This window comes from Kitasatospora sp. NPDC058170 (assembly GCF_042883905.1).
In the GTDB taxonomy this organism is placed as follows: Bacteria; Actinomycetota; Actinomycetes; order Streptomycetales; family Streptomycetaceae; genus Kitasatospora.
On the sequence record NZ_JBHVUV010000039.1, the window covers coordinates 19,912 to 42,140 of the forward strand.

The 22,229-nt window shown below is 73.7% G+C and carries 19 protein-coding genes; 8 read left to right on the forward strand and 11 right to left on the reverse strand.

Features of this window, described 5'->3' with window-relative positions; genetic code table 11:
- Window positions 1–161: 161 nt before the first annotated feature.
- Window positions 162–3,527, reverse strand: coding sequence for a hypothetical protein (locus tag ACFVVX_RS33150; RefSeq protein ID WP_387951138.1), 3,366 nt, complete (start codon window positions 3,525–3,527; stop codon window positions 162–164).
- A gap of 243 nt (window positions 3,528–3,770) precedes the next feature.
- On the opposite strand from ACFVVX_RS33150, the gene ACFVVX_RS33155 reads away from it, so the two are divergent.
- Window positions 3,771–4,421, forward strand: coding sequence for a LysE family translocator (locus ACFVVX_RS33155; protein WP_387951140.1), 651 nt, complete (start codon window positions 3,771–3,773; stop codon window positions 4,419–4,421).
- A 177-nt stretch (window positions 4,422–4,598) separates the two neighbouring features.
- Here ACFVVX_RS33155 and ACFVVX_RS33160 read toward each other — a convergent pair whose 3' ends face one another.
- The gene (locus ACFVVX_RS33160) at window positions 4,599–5,681 is read right to left on the reverse strand and encodes a serine hydrolase domain-containing protein (RefSeq protein ID WP_387951142.1); all 1,083 of its coding nucleotides are present in this window, start codon (window positions 5,679–5,681) and stop codon (window positions 4,599–4,601) included.
- A 524-nt stretch (window positions 5,682–6,205) separates the two neighbouring features.
- On the opposite strand from ACFVVX_RS33160, the gene ACFVVX_RS33165 reads away from it, so the two are divergent.
- Window positions 6,206–8,380, forward strand: coding sequence for a glycoside hydrolase domain-containing protein (locus ACFVVX_RS33165; protein WP_387951144.1), 2,175 nt, complete (start codon window positions 6,206–6,208; stop codon window positions 8,378–8,380).
- 454 nt (window positions 8,381–8,834) lie between these two features.
- On the opposite strand, the gene ACFVVX_RS33170 is transcribed toward ACFVVX_RS33165, so the two are convergent.
- Window positions 8,835–10,235, reverse strand: coding sequence for a glucose-6-phosphate dehydrogenase (locus tag ACFVVX_RS33170; RefSeq protein ID WP_387951146.1), 1,401 nt, complete (start codon window positions 10,233–10,235; stop codon window positions 8,835–8,837).
- Between the two features lie 194 nt (window positions 10,236–10,429).
- On the opposite strand from ACFVVX_RS33170, the gene ACFVVX_RS33175 reads away from it, so the two are divergent.
- The 3 genes from ACFVVX_RS33175 to ACFVVX_RS33185 all read left to right on the forward strand — a co-directional run bounded on the left by ACFVVX_RS33175 (window position 10,430) and on the right by ACFVVX_RS33185 (window position 12,675).
- Complete coding sequence (locus ACFVVX_RS33175) at window positions 10,430–10,810, forward strand: hypothetical protein (protein ID WP_387951147.1); 381 nt, start codon at window positions 10,430–10,432, stop codon at window positions 10,808–10,810.
- Window positions 10,807–11,997, forward strand: coding sequence for a DUF6973 domain-containing protein (locus ACFVVX_RS33180; RefSeq protein ID WP_387951148.1), 1,191 nt, complete (start codon window positions 10,807–10,809; stop codon window positions 11,995–11,997). Before ACFVVX_RS33175 ends, ACFVVX_RS33180 begins: the two co-directional genes overlap by 4 nt.
- A 174-nt stretch (window positions 11,998–12,171) precedes the next feature.
- Window positions 12,172–12,675, forward strand: a complete 504-nt coding sequence (locus ACFVVX_RS33185) for an NUDIX hydrolase (protein WP_387951149.1) — start codon at window positions 12,172–12,174, stop codon at window positions 12,673–12,675.
- Between the two features lie 92 nt (window positions 12,676–12,767).
- On the opposite strand, the gene ACFVVX_RS33190 is transcribed toward ACFVVX_RS33185, so the two are convergent.
- Entirely contained in the window at window positions 12,768–13,469 is a 702-nt protein-coding gene (locus ACFVVX_RS33190; protein WP_387951151.1) for a hypothetical protein, read from the reverse strand.
- The gene (locus tag ACFVVX_RS33195; protein WP_387951153.1) at window positions 13,469–14,089 is read right to left on the reverse strand and encodes a SigE family RNA polymerase sigma factor; all 621 of its coding nucleotides are present in this window, start codon (window positions 14,087–14,089) and stop codon (window positions 13,469–13,471) included. The genes ACFVVX_RS33190 and ACFVVX_RS33195 overlap by 1 nt, the downstream gene beginning before the upstream one ends.
- Window positions 14,090–14,321: 232 nt before the next feature.
- Between ACFVVX_RS33195 and ACFVVX_RS33200 the strand changes: the two genes are divergently transcribed.
- Window positions 14,322–14,939 (forward strand): GNAT family N-acetyltransferase, encoded by a 618-nt coding sequence (locus ACFVVX_RS33200; protein WP_387951154.1) that lies wholly within the window; start codon window positions 14,322–14,324, stop codon window positions 14,937–14,939.
- Between the two features lie 139 nt (window positions 14,940–15,078).
- Here ACFVVX_RS33200 and ACFVVX_RS33205 read toward each other — a convergent pair whose 3' ends face one another.
- Together ACFVVX_RS33205 and ACFVVX_RS33210 are read right to left on the reverse strand one after the other, a co-directional pair.
- Window positions 15,079–15,666, reverse strand: coding sequence for a hypothetical protein (locus tag ACFVVX_RS33205; RefSeq protein ID WP_387951156.1), 588 nt, complete (start codon window positions 15,664–15,666; stop codon window positions 15,079–15,081).
- 98 nt (window positions 15,667–15,764) lie between these two features.
- Window positions 15,765–16,856 carry a VWA domain-containing protein gene (locus ACFVVX_RS33210; protein WP_387951157.1) on the reverse strand — a complete coding sequence of 364 codons (1,092 nt, stop codon included), beginning with the start codon at window positions 16,854–16,856 and terminating at the stop codon, window positions 15,765–15,767.
- Between the two features lie 220 nt (window positions 16,857–17,076).
- Between ACFVVX_RS33210 and ACFVVX_RS33215 the strand changes: the two genes are divergently transcribed.
- Window positions 17,077–17,451 (forward strand): hypothetical protein, encoded by a 375-nt coding sequence (locus ACFVVX_RS33215; protein WP_387951159.1) that lies wholly within the window; start codon window positions 17,077–17,079, stop codon window positions 17,449–17,451.
- 27 nt (window positions 17,452–17,478) lie between these two features.
- On the opposite strand, the gene ACFVVX_RS33220 is transcribed toward ACFVVX_RS33215, so the two are convergent.
- From ACFVVX_RS33220 to ACFVVX_RS33235, 4 genes are all read right to left on the reverse strand, one after another.
- Complete coding sequence (locus ACFVVX_RS33220; protein WP_387951161.1) at window positions 17,479–17,919, reverse strand: hypothetical protein; 441 nt, start codon at window positions 17,917–17,919, stop codon at window positions 17,479–17,481.
- A 75-nt stretch (window positions 17,920–17,994) separates the two neighbouring features.
- Window positions 17,995–19,845: a beta-propeller fold lactonase family protein gene (locus ACFVVX_RS33225; protein WP_387951162.1), complete on the reverse strand. Its 1,851-nt coding sequence runs from the start codon at window positions 19,843–19,845 to the stop codon at window positions 17,995–17,997.
- A 204-nt stretch (window positions 19,846–20,049) separates the two neighbouring features.
- A complete protein-coding gene (locus ACFVVX_RS33230; RefSeq protein ID WP_387951164.1) occupies window positions 20,050–20,388 on the reverse strand; it encodes a hypothetical protein in 339 nt (112 codons plus the stop codon).
- A 40-nt stretch (window positions 20,389–20,428) separates the two neighbouring features.
- Complete coding sequence (locus tag ACFVVX_RS33235) at window positions 20,429–21,553, reverse strand: hypothetical protein (RefSeq protein WP_387951166.1); 1,125 nt, start codon at window positions 21,551–21,553, stop codon at window positions 20,429–20,431.
- A gap of 194 nt (window positions 21,554–21,747) precedes the next feature.
- On the opposite strand from ACFVVX_RS33235, the gene ACFVVX_RS33240 reads away from it, so the two are divergent.
- Window positions 21,748–22,080, forward strand: coding sequence for a hypothetical protein (locus ACFVVX_RS33240; RefSeq protein ID WP_387951168.1), 333 nt, complete (start codon window positions 21,748–21,750; stop codon window positions 22,078–22,080).
- Window positions 22,081–22,229: the final 149 nt, after the last annotated feature.

The following is a 22,229-nucleotide window of genomic DNA, read 5'->3' on the forward strand; positions in this document are numbered from 1 at the left end:
CCGCGCCGGCGGGGACCCGGTGCGGGCGGCCGAGCTGGTGGTGGCCGGCCTCGCTGCTCCTGCCGGGAGCTGACCGCGGGCTGACGGCCCCTCGGAGGACGCCAGGACCGACAGCCCGCCGGCCGACAGCCCGCCGGGTGTCGGCCGGCCGCAGCCGTCGGTCACTCCCGGTACATGACGGCCGCGAGGGCGCGCTCGCGGACGTCCGCCGAGGGGTGGCGGCGCAGGTCGAGCAGGAGGGAGCGCCACTCCCCGGGCCAGCCGAGGCGGTCCCCGAACACCTCCGTCAGCGCCGTGGCGAACAGTGCGGCGGCCGTGCCGGTGTCCCCGTCCCGGCGGGCGGTCCGCGCCAGCGCGTCGATGGTCCCGGGCGGCGGCAGCGGGCCCGAGGCGTGCTCCCGCAGCAGCGCCAGCGCGGTGAGCGCGGCCGCCGCAGGCCGGCCCTGGTGGGCGTCGGCGAGCGCCCCGAGTGCGGCCGCCAGCGCCTGCGGCCCGGCCGCCGGGTCCACCAGCCGGCGCAGCGCGGCCGCCCTGATGCCCGCCAGGTCGGGTTCGGCCGCGAGCAGGTCGGCGGCGCCGGCGAGCAGCGGCCGGTGGTGGTCGTCGGCGGGGAGGTCGGTGAGGTGGGCCAGCCTGCGGCGGGCCGGCAGGTCCCGGTCGTCCCCGGCGTCGGGGTCGTCCGTCCGCGCGGCGGCGGCGAGTTCGGCGAGGGTGCGGTGCAGCAGGCTGCCGGGGGCGGCGCCGCCGAGCGGGTGCGGCAGCCCGGAGGCGGCGAGCTCGCGGACGGCGCCCGCGGCCTCCCGCCAGCCACCGCGGTTCGCCGGGTCGGTGACGGCCCGTCGGGCCACGTCCGCGGTCTCCGGGGCCCAGGCGGCCCACCGGGGCAGCGCGGCGAGGGCGGGCGCGGCGGCTTCCGGGTCCGGCGAGGCGGCGACGGAGGCCACCAGGTGGGCGTAGCGGGCCCGGTGGGTCTCGGGGAGGTGTCCCGGGTCGGCCCGCAGTACGGCGAGGCGCACGGGCGGCGGGGCCTGCCCGGCGGCCTCGGTGAGCAGTTCCCAGACGGGTTCGGCGTCCAGCAGACCGGTCGCGAAGGCGACCACCGCGGCGCGTACGTCGCGGTGCTGGCCCTCGACGCGGTACGCGGCGACCAGCAGGTCGGCGGCGGAGCGCGGCGGCAGGTGCTCGGCGGCCAGCCGCACGGCCTCCTTGCGGCTGGTCACCTTGCTGCCCTGGGCCCGGGAGAGCAGTTCGCCGAGCCGCTCGGCGAGCTCGTCCGGCGGGGCGAACCGGGCGGCCCGGGTGGCCGCGTACACCGCGACCCGGGCGCGGTCGCCGCCCGCGTGGGCCAGCAGGTCGCCCAGCGCGTCGGCGGGCCGGTCCGTCCAGGCCAGGGCGGCGAGCGCCGCTTCTGCGAGCACCACCTCGGCGGAGTCCAGGTGGGCGCGGACGACCGCCTCGCCGTACTGCGGGATCGCGGCGGCGGCGTGGACGGCTGCGGCGCGCCCGTGCAGCGGCAGGGTGGTGTCGTTCGCCGCCGCGGCGGCGAGGCGGGCGGCGGCCCGCCACTGGTGCGGCGCCCAGCGGCTCGCCGACCGGGTCGGCGGCAGGGTCGCCCGCTGCGGCCGCTTGAGGAACCGTCCGTACGCCGGTGTGGGGGCGAGCAGCGGGTCGAGCAGGTCGGTGCGCCGCTCGGCCACCACGTCCCGCACCGGTGCCAGGAAGACGGCGGAGGGCTCGAGTTCGAGGATCTCGGCGACCCGGGCGCCGCGGGTGCACGGGTCGTCCAGCCACAGGGCGGCGGCCGTGCCGAACGCGCCGTCCGACCCGAACCGGAGGGCGTGCAGGAGGAGTTCCTGCAGCTCCGGGACGCCGCGGGCCCGTCGGCCGAGCGAACGGGCCAGGGTGAACAGCAGCCAGTACTCCGCGGTGTCGGCCATGGTGTCCAGCCACGGCTGCAGGGTCGCGAACACGGTGTGCTCGTGGCCCCGCCGCAGCCGGTGCTCCAGGGGGCCGAGTTCGACCGTGCCGGTCTGCCCGGCGATCCGCCGCAGGCTCCGCAGCGCCCACTCGACCAGCTCGGCCCCGCCGGTGACGGCGTGCTCGCGCAGTACCTCGGCGACCAGCCGCTGCAGGGCGGCGCGGGTGGCGTACGAGCAGTCGCGGGCGTCGACCGCGTCCTGGACGGCGGTGTCGAGGTCGGCTTCCGCCGCGCGGGTCAGCAGCCGGGCGGGCACCCGGGCGAGCGCGGTCAGCGCCGCGCAGCGCACCGGGTCCTGCTCGTTGCGCAGCCGCGGCAGCAGGCCGAGCGCGTCCTGGACGGCGGCCGGGTCGTCGGAGGCGGCCGCGTTGGCGAACAGGGCCGTCCAGGCGGCGGAGCGGTCGTCGGCGTCCGGGCGGGCGAGGGCGGCCCGCAGCTCCGGCTGGGCCTCCTCGGTGGGCAGGTACGCCAGGGCGGGGGCGATCTGTGCCCAGGGGCGGCCCTCCGCGCGGCGTGCGGCGACCTGCCGGCGGGCCTCGGCGTGGCGGCGCGCGTGCGGGAACAGCGGCAGCAGGAGGGCGAGTTCACCCTCCCGTGGGAGGGCTCCGGCGTACACGAGGTCGAGGAACGCGTCGCGCCGGCCCGGGGGGAGGGCGCGCAGCAGGGCGGCGAAGCAGCGGGGCGCGGCCAGCCAGTGGCGGCCCAGGGCGGGCAGCGAGGGCGGGTCGGCGCGCACCAGTCGGCGCAGCGTGCCGCTGGTGGGTGGCGCGGTGTACGGCCCGGCCGGGCCGCGCCGCGGGTCGGCGAGGAGCCGGACGGTGCGTTCGGCGTCCGCGGCGGCCAGCGGCGGCAGGTGGTCACGGCGCAGCGGGAGGTCCGGGCCGAACCGCTCCAGCAGGTCGAGGACCCGTTCGGGGCGGGTCCGCACGGTGGCGCCGAGGATGTCGGCGAGGGCGGGCCACCGGCCGAGCCGCAGTGTCTCGGGGTGCTTGGCGAGGGCCCGCTCCAGGTGGTCCAGGACCTCGTCCGGGAAGCGTGCGGCGAGGGGTGCGAGCGGTGCGGCGTGCGCGAGGTCGGGCAGGGTCCGGCCGACGAACTCGGGGCTGCAGGCGGACAGCAGCCGCGCGGCCTCGGTGTCGCCCCATTCGGCGCGCAGGCGGCCCACCAGCCGCTCGGCGAGCCGGTGCCGGCGGCCGTGCCGGACGACCCGGGCCAGCTGTCGGCGCAGGGTGCAGGAGGCACCCGTGAAGGCCGCCTCGATCGCCTCGTCCGGGGTGTCCCGGGTGCGGGCGGCGCGCAGGGCGTACCCGCGGACCACCGGGTCGGGGTCGGTCAGCCGCTCGGTGAGGTAGCCGGTGGCGCGGCCGGCCGACGCGGCGAGGGCGGCCAGCCGTCGGCCGTACACACCGGAGCGCTCCAGCTCGGACAGGAGCGCCGGGAGCCGGCCGTCGACGGCGAGCTCGCGGGCCCTGCGGGCGACAAGCCGTTGGCGCTCCGGGTGCGGGAGCAGGTCGAGGTCGGCCGGCAGCTGATCGGCTTCGTGTGGCATGCGGCCATTCTGGCCGGGTGCGGCGGGCGCCTCCCACTGGGTTTCCGCTGCCCGGCCGGGGTGGGCCGGGCGGGCGGCGTTCCCAGGGTCGGGCGGCGGACGGCGCGCCGGTCACGGGCCCGTGACCGGCGCTCAGAAGGCCTGCCGCCTGCCCCTTTTGCGGCGGTTCGACCCATGGATCACGGAGTGATCTTCCCCGGTTCCCCGCGATAGGGTCGGCACCCCACTCGAAAGCAGGTACGAATGCTCGTCTCCCTCGGCGCGGTCGCCGGAGTGGCCGCGATGGAACTGGGCATGGCCCTCATCCCCGGCCCGAACATGATCTACCTGGCCTCGAGGTCGATCACCCAGGGCCGCCGCGCCGGGCTGATCTCGTTGGCCGGGGTCGCGGTCGGCTTCCTGGTCTACCTCGGGGTGGCCACCGCCGGCCTGGCCACGGTCTTCGCCGTGGTGCCGGCCCTCTACACCGCCCTCAAGCTCGGTGGAGCCGCCTACCTGCTCTACCTTGCCTGGCAGGCGGTCCGGCCCGGTGGCGCCTCGGCCTTCGCGCCCAGGGAACTGGCCGCCGACGGACCGCGCCAGCTGTTCACGATGGGGCTGGTCACCAACCTGCTCAACCCCAAGATCGCCATCCTGTACGTGTCGCTGCTCCCCCAGTTCATCGACCCGGCCCGGGGGCACGTGGCCGCGCAGAGCTTCCTGCTGGGCCTCGTGCAGGTCACGATCGGGATCACCGTCAACTGCGCGGTCATGCTGGCGGCCGGCACGATCGCGGCCTTCCTCGGCCGGCGGCCCGCCTGGCTGCGGATCCAGCGGTACCTGATGGGCACCGTACTGGCAGGGCTGGCCGTACACATCGCCGCCGACCGCTCCAAGGCACTGATCCCGGCCTGACCGGGGCCTCCCCGGAACCGGAGGCGCGAGGCCTTCCCGGACCTCGGTAACTCCAGCCCCTGACAAGCGATTTGACTGCGATATCTCGGGCGTTCACCACCACGCCGGTGCCGGGTGCCCGGCGTCGGAGGCGGAGGTCGTCAGGACATCCTCGGCGGGGCCGCCGAGTCGCATGGGTCAGGGACGCGAGCGTGGCGCCGAGCGCGGCCGGGTCTCCCGGGTTTCGTCGGTGATCGCCTTCAGCGCGAGGGCCCGCAGCGGTGCCAGGCGGGTGCGGTTGTCCTGGTGGTGGTAGACGGCGTTGGTGCAGATGGCCAGGTAGCGGCCGGTGGCCGGGGCGAGGTAGAGGCTGGTGCCGGTGAAGCCGTGGTGGTAGGCGACCCGGCCGTCGTCGGCGAGGATCCAGGCCAGGCCGCGGTCGAGGCCCGGCTCGATCTCGGCCTGCGGCTGCATGCTGGCGGTGAGCCAGCGCCCCAGGGGGCCGCCGGTGGCGTGCGAGGCCAGCAGGTGGGTGGCAAAGGCGGCGAGATCGGCCGGGGTGGTGAACACCCCGGCATGGCCGGCGACCCCGCCGAGCAGGGCGGCGTTGTCGTCGTGCGGCATCCCCCACAGCCGGGGCCCACCGGTCAACCGCTGCTCGGTCGGGGCAACCTGAGCGGAGCGGGGCACCGGGCCGTAGGTCGTGCTCGTCATGCCGAGGTCCTGCCAGAGCTCCGCCGCCAGCTCGTCCAGGCGCCCGCAGCGGTAGTGGGCCAGGGCCAGGCCGAGGAGGATGAAACCGCGGTTGATGTACCGATGGCCGGCTCCGGGTTCGGCGATCAGGTCCTCACCGCAGATCAGGTCGGCCAGTGGCTCGGTGCGACCCCGGTACCGGTCGAGTCGGGTGTCGGCCCGCAGGCCGGAGGTGTGGGCGAGGATCTGCCCGACCGTCACCCGGCCGCCGGGCGCCTCGGCCGGGATACCGGGCAGCAGTTCGCGGATCGGGGTGTCCAGTGTGAAGCCATCCATGAGGGAGGTGCCGACCAGCGACCAGGTGGCCAGGACCTTGGTCAGCGACGCCACGTCGTACACCGTGTCCGGCCCCGGCCGGGCGCCGCCGCACTCGGGGGCGACGACGCCGGAGGCCAGGTATCCGGGCTCGGTGTCGACGGTGCCGTGGGCGATGACGCCGCCGGGGACGGTGCCGTCGGCGGTCATCAGGTCCAGGCACTCGCGCAGGTCGGCGAGCGCGTTCGGGCTCCACGGCACGGTGAGGGTCACGGCTGCTCCTGGTCGATCGTCAGGTCGGCACCGAGCGCGGCCGACTTCGACAGCAGGCCGCCGTATCCGCGCCGCAGGTGGTACATCCCTCGGATCGTAGGAGAGGTGCCCTCGGCCGCCGGGGACCGAGTGGTCGAGGAGAGAAAAAAGTCGACCTCGGTCCCGCGGCCGCTCCCCCACCGGGCTGGGCTCCTTGTCCGACGCTTGCAGGCCGCCCGGCCTTGCAGTCCCCCGACCCGGGTGGCTGCTGCTGTCCGGCCGGCTGCGGGTGCCGACTGCCTTACGGGCGGGCGCATGTGTGGCCGCGTCAGGTCCTGGCCGGGTGTCCCGAGCCTGCCGGGGCAGCCGGGAGCGCGGGGCGGGCCGTGCCGGGTGGGGGTGGGAGTACGGGTGCGGACGGCCGGGGCGGGCCCCGCGTCGGGCGGCCGGCGCGGGCGTGGATATCGTGGCCGACGACGCCGCGCGGCCGGCTTCTCGGCGCGCGGCCTTCCGTCGTGTCAGGAGAGATCTGGGTGAAGTCCCGTATGACAGCGCTCCGGAGTGCCGCGGCCGTCGCGGCGGCCGTGTTCGTGGCGGCGCAGGCCGTCGGTTCCGCCGAAGCCGCACCCGCCGGAGGTCCGGACACCAAGGCGGTGACGTACCAGGGCCGTGTCTTCCAGGTGCCCGCGAGCTGGCCGGTGGTGGATCTGGCCGCTGACCCGCAGGCCTGTGTCCGCTTCGACCAGCACGCGCTGTACCTCGGGCACCCGGGCGAACAGCAGGTCTGCCCACCGCGGTTGGTCGGCCGTACGGAGGCGCTGCTGGTCGAGCCCGCCGCCTCGGCCGCACCGGAGCGGGAGGGCTCCAACCCGGTCGCGCACACGCTCCGGGCGGGCGACGGCGTCGTCGCGGTGACCGGGACGTACGACACGGACCAGTCGCTGGTGCGGCGGATCATCACCGGCGCCGGCCTCACCCCCGCGCCGGCGCACCGACCGGAGCCGGCGCCCGCCGGGTCCGGGACGGCCCTCGCCCCGCGCTCCGCCGCCGCCGCGGCCCCGCTGTCCGGCCAGGCCGCGGCCTCGTCGGCCGCGGCGCCGGGCCTGATACCCGCGTCGGCGACGAACCACACCGGCAAGGGGTTCGACGCCTGTACGGCGCCCTCCGGCGCCGCGATGAACGCGTGGATGGCCGCCTCCCCGTACCGGGCGGTGGGCATCTACATCGGCGGCGCCAAGCGGGCCTGCGCCCAGCCGAACCTGACGGCCCCCTGGGTCCAGCAGCAGCAGGCCGCCGGGTGGGCCTTCATGCCGCTGTACGTCGGCGTGCAGGCCTCGAAGATCGTCTCGCCCGCCACCGAGGGGGCCGACGCCGCCGACGACGCGGTGAACCAGGCCCGGGCCCTCGGCTTCGGCCCCGGTGCGATCCTCTACTACGACATGGAGGCCTACGCCCCGCAGTACTCGGGCTCGGTGCTCGCCTTCCTCACCGCCTGGACCAACGAGCTGCACGCCTGGGGCTACAACTCCGGTGTCTACGGCAGTTCCTCGTCCGCGATGAAGGACCTGGCCGCCGGCGCCGGAAACAGCGCCTACGCGCTGCCCGACGCCGTCTTCAGCGCCAACTGGAACGGCAGGGAGGACACCGACGACCCGGCGATACCGGCCGGCTACTGGTCCAACCACCAGCGCGCCCACCAGTACGCCTCGCCGAAGGACGCGGAGAACTGGGGCGGCTTCGCGATCGGGATCGACCAGGACTACCTCGACGTCCAGCTCACCAGCGCCCCGCCGTCGCAGTCCGCCGGGTTCTTCCTCGGGGTGCGTCAGAGCTCGGGCTCCTGGCCCGGCTTCAACCCGCTGACGGGCGGGTCGGGCGTGTTCCGCGGCTCGGAGGCGGCGATCGCCGGCCTGCCGGGAGGCTCCTCGCAGGAGCTGGGCATCGGCCTGGACGGCCGGCTCTACCACGGGGTCCGCGCCGCGAACGGCACCTGGTCCGGCTTCGCCCCGCTGCCGGGCATCGGCACCCCGACCATGGCGGCCGGCCGGGCCGGCATCGCGGGTCTGCCGGACGGCTCCTCGCAGGTGCTGGCGATCGGCAACGACGGCAACGTCTACCACCAGACCCGCTTCGCAGGCGGCAGCTGGTCCGGCTTCGCCGCCCTCCCCGGGATCGGCACCCCGACCATGGCGGCCGCGGACGTCGCCATCGCGGGCCTGCCCGACGGGTCCACCCAGGTGCTGGCGATCGGCAACGACGGCAACGTCTACCACCAGACCCGCTTCGCAGGCGGCAGCTGGTCCGGCTTCGCCGCCCTCCCCGGCATCGGCACCCCGACCATGGCCGCCGGCCGGGTGGCCATCGCGGGCCTGCCCGACGGCTCCTCGCAGGTACTGGCGATCGGCAACGACGGCAACGTCTACCACCAGACCCGCTTCGCGGGCGGCAGCTGGAGCGGTTTCGCCGCCCTGCCCGGCATCGGCACCCCGACCATGGCGGCGCGGACGGTGGCCATCGCCGGTCTGCCGGACGGTTCGTCCCAGGTGGCGGTGGTCGGCGGTGACGGCAACGTCCACCACGAGACCCGCTTCGCGGGCGGCAGCTGGTCCGGCTTCGGCACGCTCCAGGGGCCGTACGGCGCGAGCACCTTCCCGGCCCAGCGCGCCGCGATCGCCGGCCTGCCGGACGGCTCCAGCCAGCTCGTGGCCACCCGGAGCTGACCGGGACCGACCGCACACCCCACTGCCCGGGCCCTCCGCTCTCTGCGGGGGGCCCGGGCAGTGGGGTGTGCGGGGTCTCAGCCCTCGCCCCCCGCAGCGCTGCGGGGGGCGCTCATGTCCCCGGTGGCGGGGATGCCCCCGGCCAGCCCGTAGCGCAGGAGGACCGTGCCCCGCGGGCTGGCGAGCCCTCCGGATCCTCGTCGGGGCCGCCGGGCGCCTGCCCGACGAGGTCGAGGGTGGTGAACAGCTCGATGTGGACGAGGCCCATGGCGTGCTCCCGGCGAGTCGGTTGTCCTGCCGGGTATCAAGACCCCGGGGCCGGCGAACTCATCGCTCAGCCGTCGACGGCGGTGCGCCCGTCCGGCTGAAGGGCGGCCCCTGCGAGCCGCGTCCGGCCGGGTGCCGCCCCTGCGAGCCGCGTCCGGCTGAGGGCGGTCCCCACGAGCCGCGCCGGTCACGGGTCGCCCTGCTCGGCGCTCCTGTCGTGAGGGCTCGATAGCCAGGGCGGCTGCCAGGTGGTGCGGCCCAGCCCCGGGGTGGGCCCCCAGGAACCGCGCCGGTAGGACACCGGCGCGGGCGGGTGCTCCACCAGCGGCTGGACGACCCGCCAGGTCTCCTCCACCACGTCCTGCCGGGTGAACAGCGACCGGTCACCGGTCAGTGCGTCGTTGAGCAGCCGCTCGTAGGGCTCGGGGGGCTTGCCGAGCTCGGCGGCGAAGGAAAGGCCCAGGTGGACCGGCCTGGCCGAGTGCCCGGACGCCTGCTTGGAGAGCATGCCGAGCCGCAGGCCCGGGTCCGGGTCGATCCGCAGCACCAGCTCGTTGGGGGCGGGGTGCTCGGGCTGCTCCAGGAAGGCCAGCCGGGGCGGGCGCTTGAAGACCACGCGCACCTCGGTGGCCCGGACGGCCAGCGCCTTGCCCGCCCGGATGAAGAACGGCACCCCGCTCCAGCGCCAGTTGTCCACCTCCAGCCCGAGTTCGACGTACGTCTCGGTCTCCGACCCCGGCCGCACCCCGGCCACGTCCAGGTACCCCTCGTACTGGCCGCGCAGGCAGTGCGCCGGGTCGACGTCGGCCACGGCCCGGAAGACATCGGCCCTCCGGTCCCACAGCGCGTCGGCCCCGGGGCCGACCGGCGCCTCCATCGCCATCAGGGCGAGCACCTGAAGGAGGTGGTTCTGCACCACGTCGCGCAGCGCCCCCACCGGGTCGTAGAAGGCCCCCCGGTCCTCGACGCCGAAGTCCTCGGCCATGGTGATCTGCACCGCGGCCACGTGGTCGCGGTTCCAGACCGGCTCCAGCAGGGCGTTGGCGAAGCGCAGGAACTGGATGTCCAGCACGGGCTGCTTGCCGAGGAAGTGGTCGATCCGCAGGATCCGGTCCTCGGTGAGCACCCGGTGGAGCCGTGCGTTGAGCGCCCGGGCGGACGCCAGGTCGTGGCCGAACGGCTTCTCCAGCATCACGGTGGCGCGCGCGGTGAGGTTCGCCGCGGCCAGGGCGTCCACGACCGGGGCGAACAGCGACGGCGGGATCTCCAGGTAGAACAGCGGCCGCTCGGAGCCCTCCAGCCGGCCCGCCAGCGCCCGGTAGGTGGCCGGGTCCGTGAAGTCGCCCCGCAGGTAGGACAGCCGCCGGGCCAGCCGCTCGAACGCCGCCGCCTCCACGGACTCCCCGCCGGCGTCCAGCGCCGCGCGCATGGCCGCCACCAGGTGGTCCTGCGACCAGTCGTCGAGCGCGACTCCGATGATCGGGCAGTGCAGGAGTCCGGCCGCCTCCAGCCCGTAGAGCGCCCGGAAGGTCATCTTGCGGGCCAGGTCACCGGTGATGCCGAAGACCACCAGGGCGTCGGCGGTCACCGGACGCCGTCGGGGCCGGGCGGAGAGGGCCGAAACCTCCCGGGAAGGTCATTGCTCATGAATGCGACGATAAGCCGCAAATCTCCGACCTGCTCGCACGGTGGTCACCGTGGGTGGCAGGCGGAACCGAAGCCCTCCGCCCGGCGTCTCCCCCGGCGCACCCTCCGCAGAGCGACTCGGCACGAGGAGTAATCGTGGACCAGACCGATCTGAACGGCAGCACGGGGCAAGCGAACGCCGGCACCGAGCAAGTGAACGGCAGCACCGTGCAAGCGAACGGCGGCACCGTGCAAGCCGATCCGCAGGCACTGGCGGGGGCGGGCAAGACCGCACTGGACTTCCGGCAGATCGTGCTGAAGACGGCGGGGACGCTGGAGACCGCGGCCAACGCCGCCGCCACCGGTCTGCCGGGCTGGCAGACCGCCTCCGCGCTGACCCGGCTTGCGCAGACGTGGGAGAAGCAGTCGGACGCCCTCGCGGAGCGGCTCGGCCGCACCGGCGGAAACCTGGAGACCACCGCCCGGCAGTACCGCTCGACCGAGGCCGCCAACCAGTCCGCCTTCGAGGGGCGGTGAGCGCGGTGCTGACCGTCGAGCAGGTCCGTGACGCCAAGATCGGCCCGCTGCGGTCGGCTGGGCAGGGCTGGGTGACCGAGTCCCGCTTCCTCGCCCTGCTGGCCGGCCGCTTCCGCACCGAGGTCGCCGACGCGACGGCCCGCAGCGGCTGGGCAGGGCCGGCGGCCGATGCCGCGCGGACTGCGATGGCCGACGACCAGCGGCAGTTGGACGCGGCCCGGCAGGAGGCGGCGGCGCTCGGCGCCGCACTGACCACCGCCGCGGACGAGTTCGAGGCCGCGCAGCGCGCGCTGGCCCAGGCCCTGGACGACGCCGCCCGGCTGGGCCTGAACGTCTCCTCCGACGGCGGTGTCAGCTGGCCGGAGTCCCTGCGCAACGACCCGGACACCCGGTCCGGCGACCTCCAGCAGCGGGCCGTCGAGGTGCACGCGCGGATCCACGACGCCCTTCAGCGGGCCACCACGGCGGACCAGGAGGCGTTCCGGGACATCACCGACGACCTGGGAATCCACGAGGACGCCTTCAACCCCACGGCCCACGAGGGCCGCCGGAGGGACCCGGCCACCATCCTGGCCGCCTACCAGGTCATGGACGATCCGCACGGCACGGTGAAGTACCCCGACCCGGTCACCGCCTTTCTCACCAGGACCGACCGGACGACGATCAGCATGTCCGAGGCACTCATGCTGAACGGGCTCACGATCCCCGCAAAGTTTCGCTTCATGAAGCTCACGAACCACGCGTACGACGTCTCGGATTCGAAGTTCTCCACGGTCAAAACGGACGACGATAAAAAAGGGGACAACGACAGCCACCGGGACGCCTTCCGGCATGCCTACTGGAACGCGCTGATGACGAGCCACTTCGGCGAGGACTGGGCGAGTCGCTACGCGAGCGCGCACGAGCAGATGCCGGGCAATCCGGGCGACCGGGAATCCATGGACCTCTACAACAACGAGGTGGGCCGCCGGATCGCCGTGGCGAATCCGAACGCCTCGGACGAGGAACTGGAGCGCCTGGTGGAGGAGGCCGTCCTGCGCGGCGACATGGTGGTGATCAAGAAGGACGGCGGCGCCCTGGCCTACACCGACCAGGTCCAGGACGGAGAGACCGGCAAGTCCGACGGCAGGCCCTTCGACGGCAAGGGCACCGACCCGGGCGGGGTGCCGTCGGGGCTGAAGTCCTGACGGCACCCCGCCGCGCCGCCGCGGCGTCACCGGACCTCGGCGCCCGGGACTCGACGCCCGGACCTCGACGCCCGGACCTCGACGCCCGGAGCACCGCGTCCGGAGCCGCCGGTGTCCGGGGCCGAAGCCGGTCCCCGGACATCGGCGAAGCGGGCGTCACGTACGGTCGGCAGCATGACGGTAGACACTTCGAAGATCCCGGCACCCCGGGTGCAGCTGGTCATCGGCATCGTCCGCAGGAGCGACGAGATCCTGCTCGTCCGGGAGGGTCTCGGGGCCGACGGCCGGCTTCTCTGGTCCCTGCCCGGCGGCGGGGTCGAGGACGGGGAGCTCATGCACGAAGCGCTGCGGCGCGAACTCCGGGAGGAGACCGGGCTGCTGGTGGGCGACCCGGTGCGTACCGCGTTCCTCCTGCACGTCGACTCCGAGCGGCACCCCTCGGCGGTGGCCGTCGCGTTCGAGATCGACGACTGGTCGGGGACCGTCGTGCCGCAGGACAGCGACATCGAGCAGGCCGCCTTCTTCCCCCTGTCCGAAGCCCTGGAGCTGCTCGGCGAGTTGGACAGCGCGACGCAGCGGGACCCGATCCTCGGCTACCTGAGCGGGGACGCCGCGCCGGGAACCACCTGGCTGTACCGCAACCGCGGCACACAGGAGACCCTCGTCGCCCGCTGGTGACACCAGGCAGCGCCTACCCGACAGCACCTACCCGACAGCGCCCACCCGGCAGAGACACGGCCCAGGGACGACGGACCCCGTCCCCGCCGGACTCAGGGCACCAGCGTCTTGCTCGCCAGTACGTTCCCCTGGGCGTCGTACGCGGCGAGCCTGATGCCCTCGAGCGGGTACTCCTTCAGGTCGTCGGGCGTCTTGCGGCCGGGCCCCCAGACATAACCGGCGGCGTAGCCCGGGCTGCCGGGGAGCGAGGCGACGGTGGCCCAGTACGCCTGGCCGTCCACCTCGATGGCCATCCGGGCCACCTGCCCGGGCCCGTGGTAGACGAGGTTGTACAGGCCCTCGTGGTACTGCGGCGAGTTCCCGTAGTACTGCATGGTGATCTCGGTCCCGCCCGCCGCCCAGGAGTACCCGCTGCAGCCCGGACCGCTGCCGTAGACGGAAGCGTCGTGGATGCAGATCTCCTGCTCCTTCAGCTGCATCCACCAGCCCTGGCGGCCCAGCGGCAGCTGCCGGCCGGGTTCCACCACCGAGGCCTCGGGAGCCGGCCCCTCCGGTACCCGCAGGGCCTGCGAGGCCGGCCCGACGGCCCGGGACCCGTGCTGCGCGGACAGCACCGCCCCCGTACCGGCCACCACCGCGAGCGCGGCCGCCACGGCCGACGCGCCCAGCGCCACCCGGCGCCCCCGCCGCTGCCGGCGCACCTGGACCTGCACGGGCGCGACCGACCAGTCGGCCACCGCGACCCGGGCCGCCTCGTCCCGCAGAGCGCCGCGCACCATGTCCTCGGTGTCCATCACCTGTTGCCTCCGTTCGTGCCGTCGATCGTTGAACCGTTGTCCGCCGCGTACGAGACCAGCGCCGGGTGGCCGCGCAGTTTCGCCAGGCCCCGGCTGGCCTGGCTCTTCACGTTGCCCTGCGAGCAGCCGAGCACCTCGGCGACCTGGCACTCGCTCATGTCCTCCCAGTAGCGCAGGACGACCACGGCCCGCTGGCGCGGCGGCAGCTCGGCCAGTGCCTGGAGCAGCACCGAGCGCTCCTCGACGTCGTGGTGGCCGCCGCCCGCGGTGTGCGCCCGGTCGGGAAGGACGGGCACGAGCAGCTGCCTGACCCGGCGCCGCCGATGACGGCTCAGGTTGTTGTTCACCAGGGCCCGGTGAATGTAGGCGTCCGGCTCGTCCAGACGGCTGATCCGGGACCAGTTCCTGAAGACCTTCGCGAAGGTCGCCTGCACCACGTCCTCGGCCTCGTGGTAGTCGCCTGTGAGCAGGTAGGCCGTGCGCACCAGCCGCTGCCAGCGCGCGGCGGCGAACCCCTCGAAGCCGAGCTCACGCAGGCCGGGGCCGCCTGCGGCAGCCGGTGCCGTGACGGGCAGCGGCCGGTCCTCCACCGGGATGTGCAATACGCTCGCGGTCATCCAATTCCTCTTCGCCTCCGCGCGACGACCCGGTCGGACCGTCGCTCTGCCCTACTCACCGCCGCTCGGCCGCAAGGGTTGCACGGCGCCGCGTGAAAGATCACCGGACCGCGGGGACGGCGCTTGCCAGCCGGACAGAGGGGGGCGCGGCGGCAACGGGGCTACCGTGTGCGGGCCCGTCCACGGGCGATCACCTGCACGGAGTCTCGCACCCGCCCCCTAGGATCGGCTCATGGTGCGTTCCACACCGATCAGGCCGCCATCTGCGCCGCTCTCGGACGGAGTTGTCGTCCTGCGGCTCCGACGCGTGTCCGATCTGGGTGCCATCGCGGCGGCGAGCCATGATCCCGAGACCCGTCGTTGGCTCGACGACACACCGATGGACGAAGAGGCCCGCAGCACGAGCATGGCCCGGGTCGAGGAGGCATGGCGGAGCGGGCGGGCGGCTCCGCTGGTGATTGCGGACGCGGTGACGGACGAGCCCGTCGGGATCGTCAACCTGCAGTTCCGGGACGACGATGTCGCGACCGTCGCCTACAGCGTGTTCCCCGCCGGCCGCGGCCATGGCATCGCCCCGCGGGCCGTCCGGCTGCTTGCGGAATGGGCCCTGCGCGACCTTGGGCTGACCCGGCTCCTGCTTGAGGCCAACGAGGCCAATACGGCCTCGTTGAGGGTTGCCGAGAAGTGCCGGTTCGAGCGGATCGGCAGCCGTACCCCGCCTGGCACGGGAGGCGGCCACGACACGACCATCATCTTCGCCCGCGAGGTACGCCGGACGCGCCGGACGCCGGATTCGGACGTGGCGCTGCCCGGTGACTCGGCCGATCCGCCCGGAGCGGGCACCTGCTGAACCCGTGGCCGCCGGGAGGGTGCGGAGAGCTGCACCTTCCCGACGGCCACGGGTTCCGGCTCGCGCAGCAGCCGGCCGGCTGCTGCGCGACGACGCCCGTTCCCAGGGCGTGCCCTGACGGTCTGGCCTGCGGCCCCGGTCAGAGGTTGATCTCGACCTCCACGCCCGGCCGCCAGAACGCCTGCCGCTGCGCGATCGCGGCATCGCCGATCTCGTTCCAGTACGGGTCGACGTCCGCGCAGCCCGGTATGCCCAGGCCCACCAGCCAGGTGAGCAGCAGGTCCATGCCGGGCGCGCCGGGACCGCCGGAGCGGTTGGCCGCGGCTTTCAGGGCGTCGTAACTGCTGTTCAGCACGGCCTTCTTGGACCAGCTGGCAGCGGACCCGATCGCGGACATCGGGTGGTGCTTGAACTTGGGCGCCACGAACCCGTCGGCCTTGGCCTCGTCCACCCCTGTGACGAAGGTCAGGTCGGTCTTGCCCTTCTCGCAGAACACGATGCCCAGGTACCCCGGGTCGCTGTTGGCGAAGCCCACGACCGCCGGGTACTTGGTCTCCTTGAACGCTGCTTTCGCGATCTCGGGGAGACTCCCCGGGATGTCGCTCTCCGTCACGAACATCCGCCACCCCAGGCCGAATTCGTACTCTTCCCCCGTAACCTCCGCCGCCAGCGCGAGCTGGCCGAGCGGGAAGTTGGACCTGGCAACGATGATGAGGCTGTTGGTCATGCGCGTGATGCTACTGAGTGCGATGGATATCTCAAACGATCAGTTCATCACCGCTGCATCGCCGGGTCCGACCGGGTCCGACCGGGCCGGGGTTCCCTCTACAGGAGGACGAGGAGCTTGGTGCCCGACACCAGCTTCCGGTTGACGGAGGTCGACTGGACGAACACGGTGTACGAGGGGTTGTCGCCCGGCTTCACCGTGGCCTCCGACCCCGGCAGGCCCAGGAGTTGACGGGCTGCCGGGCCGGAGAACACCCTGCCCGTCATCCGGCCGGTGGCCGGGTCCTTCTCCGCCACGGCGAGCTGCTTGCCGCCCTGGATCTTCTCGCGCTTGGACAGCTCGTAGAAGGCGCAGCCGGACTTGTACGGGTGTCCGGCGCTGGTGACGAAGTCGCGGATCGGCGTCTGCTCGTCGACCGGGATCAGGATGTACGTGCCGGTGTCCAGGGCGTCGAGGTTGGCCTTCACCTCGGACGTGCTCAGGTCCTGGCCCATGGCGAACAGGTTCCGGGTGCCGCGCACGCCTTGTTCGCGGCCTCGCAGGAAGCTCGTGGCGGCCGTCTTGACGGTGCCGATGGCCTCCTCGACGCCCTTGCTGGAGTCCGCGTCCCAGATCGCGATGTTGCCCGCGGGGAAGCCGTACTCCTGGGCGGTGCGCTTGGCCAGGGAGTTCGGGACCAGGATGGCCGAGGTCCAGTGGTCGGGGAGGCCGTCCATGGCGCTCTTGATGCGGTCCATCCACGTGCGCAGGACGGCGGTGCCCTTGCCGCCGGTCATCCGGGTGTGCATCCGGCCGGTCTGCGAGAAGCCGGAGGCGTTCTCCTCGCCGTCGGTGACGACGACCTGGAGGAAGGAGTGCTCCCCGTACCCCTCCCAGATGTTCTTCAGGTCGTCCACGGACTTCACGGCCGCCTCGATCAGCGCCGTCGCACCGTTGGCGACCTTGTAGAGGCCCTGCAGGGACGGCAGGTGCTTGACGTCCATATCCCAGACGAGGTTCTGCACCTCGTGGTCGAAAGCGTAGAGGCTGATGCGGGTCTCCTGGCCGAGCCGGTCGGACTCCTCCTGAAGGCCCTTCACGAACTCGTCCACCACGCGGATGAGCTGCGCCTCGTGCTGGCGCATCGAACCGGACTTGTCGACCACGAGCGAGACGTGGTTGACCTTGTGCTTGATCCTGTTCGCAGACATCGTGCTGCCCCCTTTTCGGCGCCTTTCCGGCGCCCCCTCCGACGTTGGTTCCACACTATGGTGGGACACTGACAACCGCTCTGACCTGCTCTTTTGTGCCTGGCGGGCAGTGCTTCCGGCGTCGGAGGCGGCGCCGGATCCGGCGCTGGTCCCCGGGGGCGGATAATGGCCCGGGCCGCAGACCGGCGGCGACGGCGATCGACGGAGAGGCAGTGGACGGATGACCCTGGAGGAAGGCCGGCGCGTCAGACTGGCCGAGGATCTCGGGCTCGGCGAGGCGATCGCCGGGGAGCCCGGGGCCGTCGTCGGATTCCTCTCGCTGGGGGCCGGGATCGAGGGCACCGTCGAGCGGGTGGACGGGGAGCTGCCCGAGAGCGAGGAGGCCCGCGAGTACCGGCGGCTCAAGGCGCTGTCCGAGGATTACGGGCACACCATGCCGGTGGCGAGCCGGGAGCGGTTGGAGGCGCAGATCGCCGCGCTGGAGCCGGAGTGGGCCGCGCACCGGGAACGGGGGAAGCGGGTGACGGTCCGGGTCCGGCTGGACAACGGCTTCGTCCTCGACGGGGCACACCAGGACGTCCTCACCCTGCTGTGAGGCGGCGGACGCCGTGGTGGTCCCCGGTCAGCGGCGGCCGGTGGCCAGGATGACGAGGAACTGGCCGCCGCCCGCCTCGATGTCGGCGGTCACCGGCAGCCCCGGTACCAGTCGGGAGAACCGGTCCACCAGCCAGTCCGCCGCCTCCTGGGCGTCCTGCCTGGTCGGGCAGCGGCCCACCATCTCGCGGCCGCCCTTGCGCTCCAGCCTCCCGGCAACGGTGATCAGCGGCGCGGGTTCGGCCACGTACAGGCGGTCCGGCCAGGCGATGACCACCTTGACCGCGCCCTTGCGGGTGTTGCACCCGCGGTGCGCGAGCCGCTCGGCGACCTTGGCCTTCCGGTCGGCGGTCCGGCTGTCGACGCTCGGCCCCCGCGGGTCGTTCACCGACTTGTCGGGGTCGACCGGTTCGTCGCACACCCAGCAGCGCCAGCCGTCGCGCTCGGCCACATCATCAAGGAGACTCACCCGAGCAAACTAGCCTGTCCGGCCGCCACCCCGCGCACCAGGGCCTCGGCAGAGCCCCGGCAGCGGACCCCTGGGTCACGGCGTCGTGTCGATGACCGACACACTGCCCAGCGCGACGTGGGTGACGTAGACGCGACGGCCGTCCGCCGCGACCGCGACATGGCTGGGCAGGATGGCGGTGGGGATCGGCGAACCGATGACCTGTGCGGTGGCGGCGTCGATCACCGAGACGGAGTTGCCGCCGGCGTTGGCCACGAAGACGCGACGGCTGTCGGGTGAGACGGCCACGCCGAACGGGCGCTCGCCGACGGTGATCGGCGTGCCGACCACGTCCTCGAGGTCGGTGTCGATCACCGAGACCAGGCCGGCGCCCACGTGGGTGACGTAGGCGCGGCGGCCGTCGGGTGAGATCGCCACTCCGAAGCTGTCCGCGCTCAGGGCGATGGTGTGGACGAGGTGACCCGAGCCGACGGCGAGCACGGACACCGAGTCGCCGTTGGTGACGTAGGCCCGGCGGGCGTCCGGGGTGATCGCGACCTCGTAGGGGGCGGACGGAACGGCGACGGACGCGGCACGGGCGTTGACCATGTCGATCACCGTGACGGTCCCGTCGCCGTGGTTGGCGGTGAAGACGTGGCTGCCGTCAGGCGTGACCGCGACCCCTTGGGGATCGAGTCCCACCTCCAGGATGTCGATCACATGACCGGTTTCGGTCTCGATGACGGAAACCGTGGACCCGGCCGCGTCCGCCGTGTAGACGGTCCGGCCGTCCGCGGCAACAGCCAGGGCGAACGGCTCCTGGCCGACGGGGACGGTGCGCTCCACCCGGTGCGTCGCGGTGTCGTCGATGACGGAGAGGGTCCCGTCGGCGCCGTTGGCCACGTACACGTGGCCGTCGGGGGCCGCGGCCACCGCGACCGGGGCGGCGCCGACCGGGATCGGGTCCGCGACGTGGAGTGTCCCGGCGTCGATCACCGACACCGTGTTCCCGGCGGCGTTGGTGACGTAGACGCGGCGGCCGTCCGGGGTGGCCGCCAGCCCCGCCGGGTTGGGGCCGACCGGCACGGGGGCGCCGGTCTGCTGGCCGGTGGCGGTGTCGACGACCGACACGCTGGCCGATCCGGCGTTGGCGACGAAGAGGCGGTCCGCGGTGACCGCCAGCCCTGCCGGGTTGGCGCCCACCGGGAGCGGCGCGCCGACCACGGTGAGCGCGTCGGTGTCGATCACCGAGACCGAGTCCAGATCGGGGAGGGTGACGTAGAGGCGCCGCCCGTCCCGGGACACGGCCACACCCCTCGGGGCACTGCTCATCGTGACGGTGCCGGTCACCCGGAGGGTCCCGGCGTCGATCACCGTCACCGAGTCCGCAGCCGCACCGGCCACGTAGACGCGCCGCCCGTCCCCGCTCGTCGCCAGCCCGACCGGGCTGCCTCCGACCGGTACGGTGCCCGTCACGACGCAGGTGGCGGTGTCGATCACCGACACGAAGTCCGCGCTGCCGTTGGCGACGTAGACCCGGCTGCCGTCCCGGGACACCGCCAGCCCCCGCGGCCCGCTGCCGACGGTGACGGTGTTCGTCAGCCGTCCCGATGCGCTGTCGATGACGGAGACCGTGTCCTCCCCGCCGTTGGCGACGTAGACCCGGCTGCCGTCCCGGGACACCGCCACTCCCCGCGGCCCGCTGCCGACGGTGACGGTGGCGCTGAGCCGTCCCGCAGTGGTGATCGCGATGACCGATACGCTGTCGGATCCCGCGTTGGCGACGTAGGCCCGGAGCCCGTCGGGCGCCATGACCACCCCCAGAGGGTCCCGGCCGACAGTGATCGTGTCGAGTTGCGGGCCGCCCGCAGCAGCCGGTCCGGCGTCCGCCGGGGCCGCGCCGTCCGCCGGCAGGCCCATGGCGCGCAAGAGGTCGGGGGCAGGCATGACGGTCTCCTGATCCGCCGTGCCTCGGCATCCTGTGGGCCGACCGCCACCCTCCCGACGGGAGACGTGTCGAACGCCGGGTCGGGCTCAGCGGGAACACCGGGCAGGCTCGTTAAGCCGGTGATGTGCCTACGCTCCTTCAGGATCCCCGCCGACGGAGGCGCCCGCAATCCACCCACCGGCGCGGGCACCCGGGCGGGCACGTCAGTCGCCGATGAACCACAGGTAGCTTCCGGGCGTCGTCGCACAGGACTTCAGCAGCGCCGCGAGGTCGGTCACGGCGGCTGTCTGCGCCGGGTCGGCGCACTGTTGCAGCAGTGCGGCGATCTCGCCGAGCGCGGATTGCGCCTCCTGCTCGTTGAACTGCGTGTTGCCGTACGGATCCACCCACCAGAGCTTGCCGGGGCCGTTCACCTTGAGCGTGGCCAGCACCTGCGCCAACGCCTCGCCGTGCTCGTACGAGCCCTGCAGCAGCGAGGCCCTGGACATGGCCCAGTTGCTTCGCGCCGGTCGGGTGGAATGCAGTTCGAGCTCGATTCCCATGATCGCCTCCTTCGCCGCAGCCTAACCGGCGGCGGCGGGGTCAGGTCGGGGAGGTGACCCGGGCGGACGGCGTCCGGCCGTTCTGGGCCTGGCGGATGCGCTCGGCGAGGGCACGGCCGAACGCCAGCAGGGTGTCGGGGTCGGCCGTCCTGGAGCCGGAGTCGAGGCTGACGGAGCCTCCGACGGCGCCCACCCGGAAGACCAGCAAGGCCTTGTACTTGTACAGGGAGCCGGTGTACTCGCGTTTGGAGAACGCGGCGCTGCTGTCGCCGATCGAGGCCAGGGACATCGTGGCCCAGGCCGAGCCCTTCGAGTTCGCCCTGTCGATGAGCGTCTGGTAGGACTTCGCCGCCCAGTCGGCGCCCTCGAAGGTGGCGTACTCGAACTGGGCGTGGACGTCGCCCGAGGAGTCGGCGAAACCGACCTGCGCGTAGACGAGACTGCCCTTCTCACACACCACCGTGTCGTTCGGGCACTCCCTCACGTCCACGGCCGTCTCGGTGGTCCAGCCGGACGGCATGGCCCGCAGGTCCGGCGCGATGGCCCTGACGAGGGCCATGTTCCTGACCACCGTCCTCCCGTCGCCACCGGAGACACCGGAGCTGTCGGAACTGCCGGGGCTGCCGGGGCTGCCAGGGCTGCCGGGGCTGTCAGGGCTGCCGGGGCTGTCAGAGCTGCCGAGGACGCCGGAGACGCCCGGGCTGTCGTCGGCCTCGAAGACGTTGACGGCGCCGTTGGCCGCCAGGGCCAACACGATCACCAGCGCGACGACCAGGGCTGCCAACGTGCCGGGTGTGTTGCGGATGCTCACCGGACCGATCGCAATCACACCGTGCTTCACGTCCCGGCCCACGTGAACGTGCTGGGTGACCCCGCCGGGCGGCGCGAGCGGCAGGCCCAGGGAGGTCCGCAGACGGGCTGCGAAGTCCGGGTCCAGCTCGATCACCGCCAGCAACCGGGCCCGCAGGTCCTCCTCCGCCCCGGGCGCCGCCGGGTCGCCGTCGAAGCGCTCCAGCGTCCGCCGGCCGTCGTCGTCCGCGCCGAGCCGCTCCCGCACCACCCGGTTCACCTGGTTCGCCGCGGCCGTCCCCAGCCCGCTGCCCACCCCGCCGGCGATCCCGGTGAGCACCGATGTCACCCACGACGCCAAAGCCGACGCATCCATCGCATCCCCCTGATGTGAACCTGTACGACCGGCCGGAAATACTTCCCCGACCGCCGCACCGGTACGCACCGTTCCGACAACTGCCCGCCCACAGCCACGACATGGGGTCCTCGCCCCGGGTCGGCCGGCGGCCGGCGCCGGGTACCGGTCCGTAAAGATCGAGACCATCGGCGCCCGCCGTGAAAAAGTGCAGGATGCACAAGCACCTGCGGTTCTTCCTCGAGTACGGGGTCGTCGGCACGCCGCTGTGGCCGCGCACACCCGAGGCTCCCGACTACGACAGCCCCTACGGCTACCCCTGCGAGCTGGAACGGCTGCCGATCTCCCCGGCCGTGCGGGCCGAACTGGCGAGACTGACCGAGGTCTACCAGACGTCCCTCGACTGGGACTACCCGCCGGATCCCTCCCCGTGGTCCGAGGAGCAGCAGGAGCTGTTCAGGCTGGACGTGACAGCCGCACTGGAGCTGCTGCGCCGCGAGCTCGGCGACGACTGGACGGTCGAGGACCCCCGCGCCGACCTCTGGTGACCCGCCCGGTGCCGTCCGGACCCCCGGCGTGCCCGCCCCGGGGGATCGCCGTCCGGCCCCCGGGGATCGCCGTCCGGGCCCGGGAACCGAGACGCCGACAGGTCCCACACCGGTCCCACACCGGTCCCGCACCGGTGCCGCGCCACAGA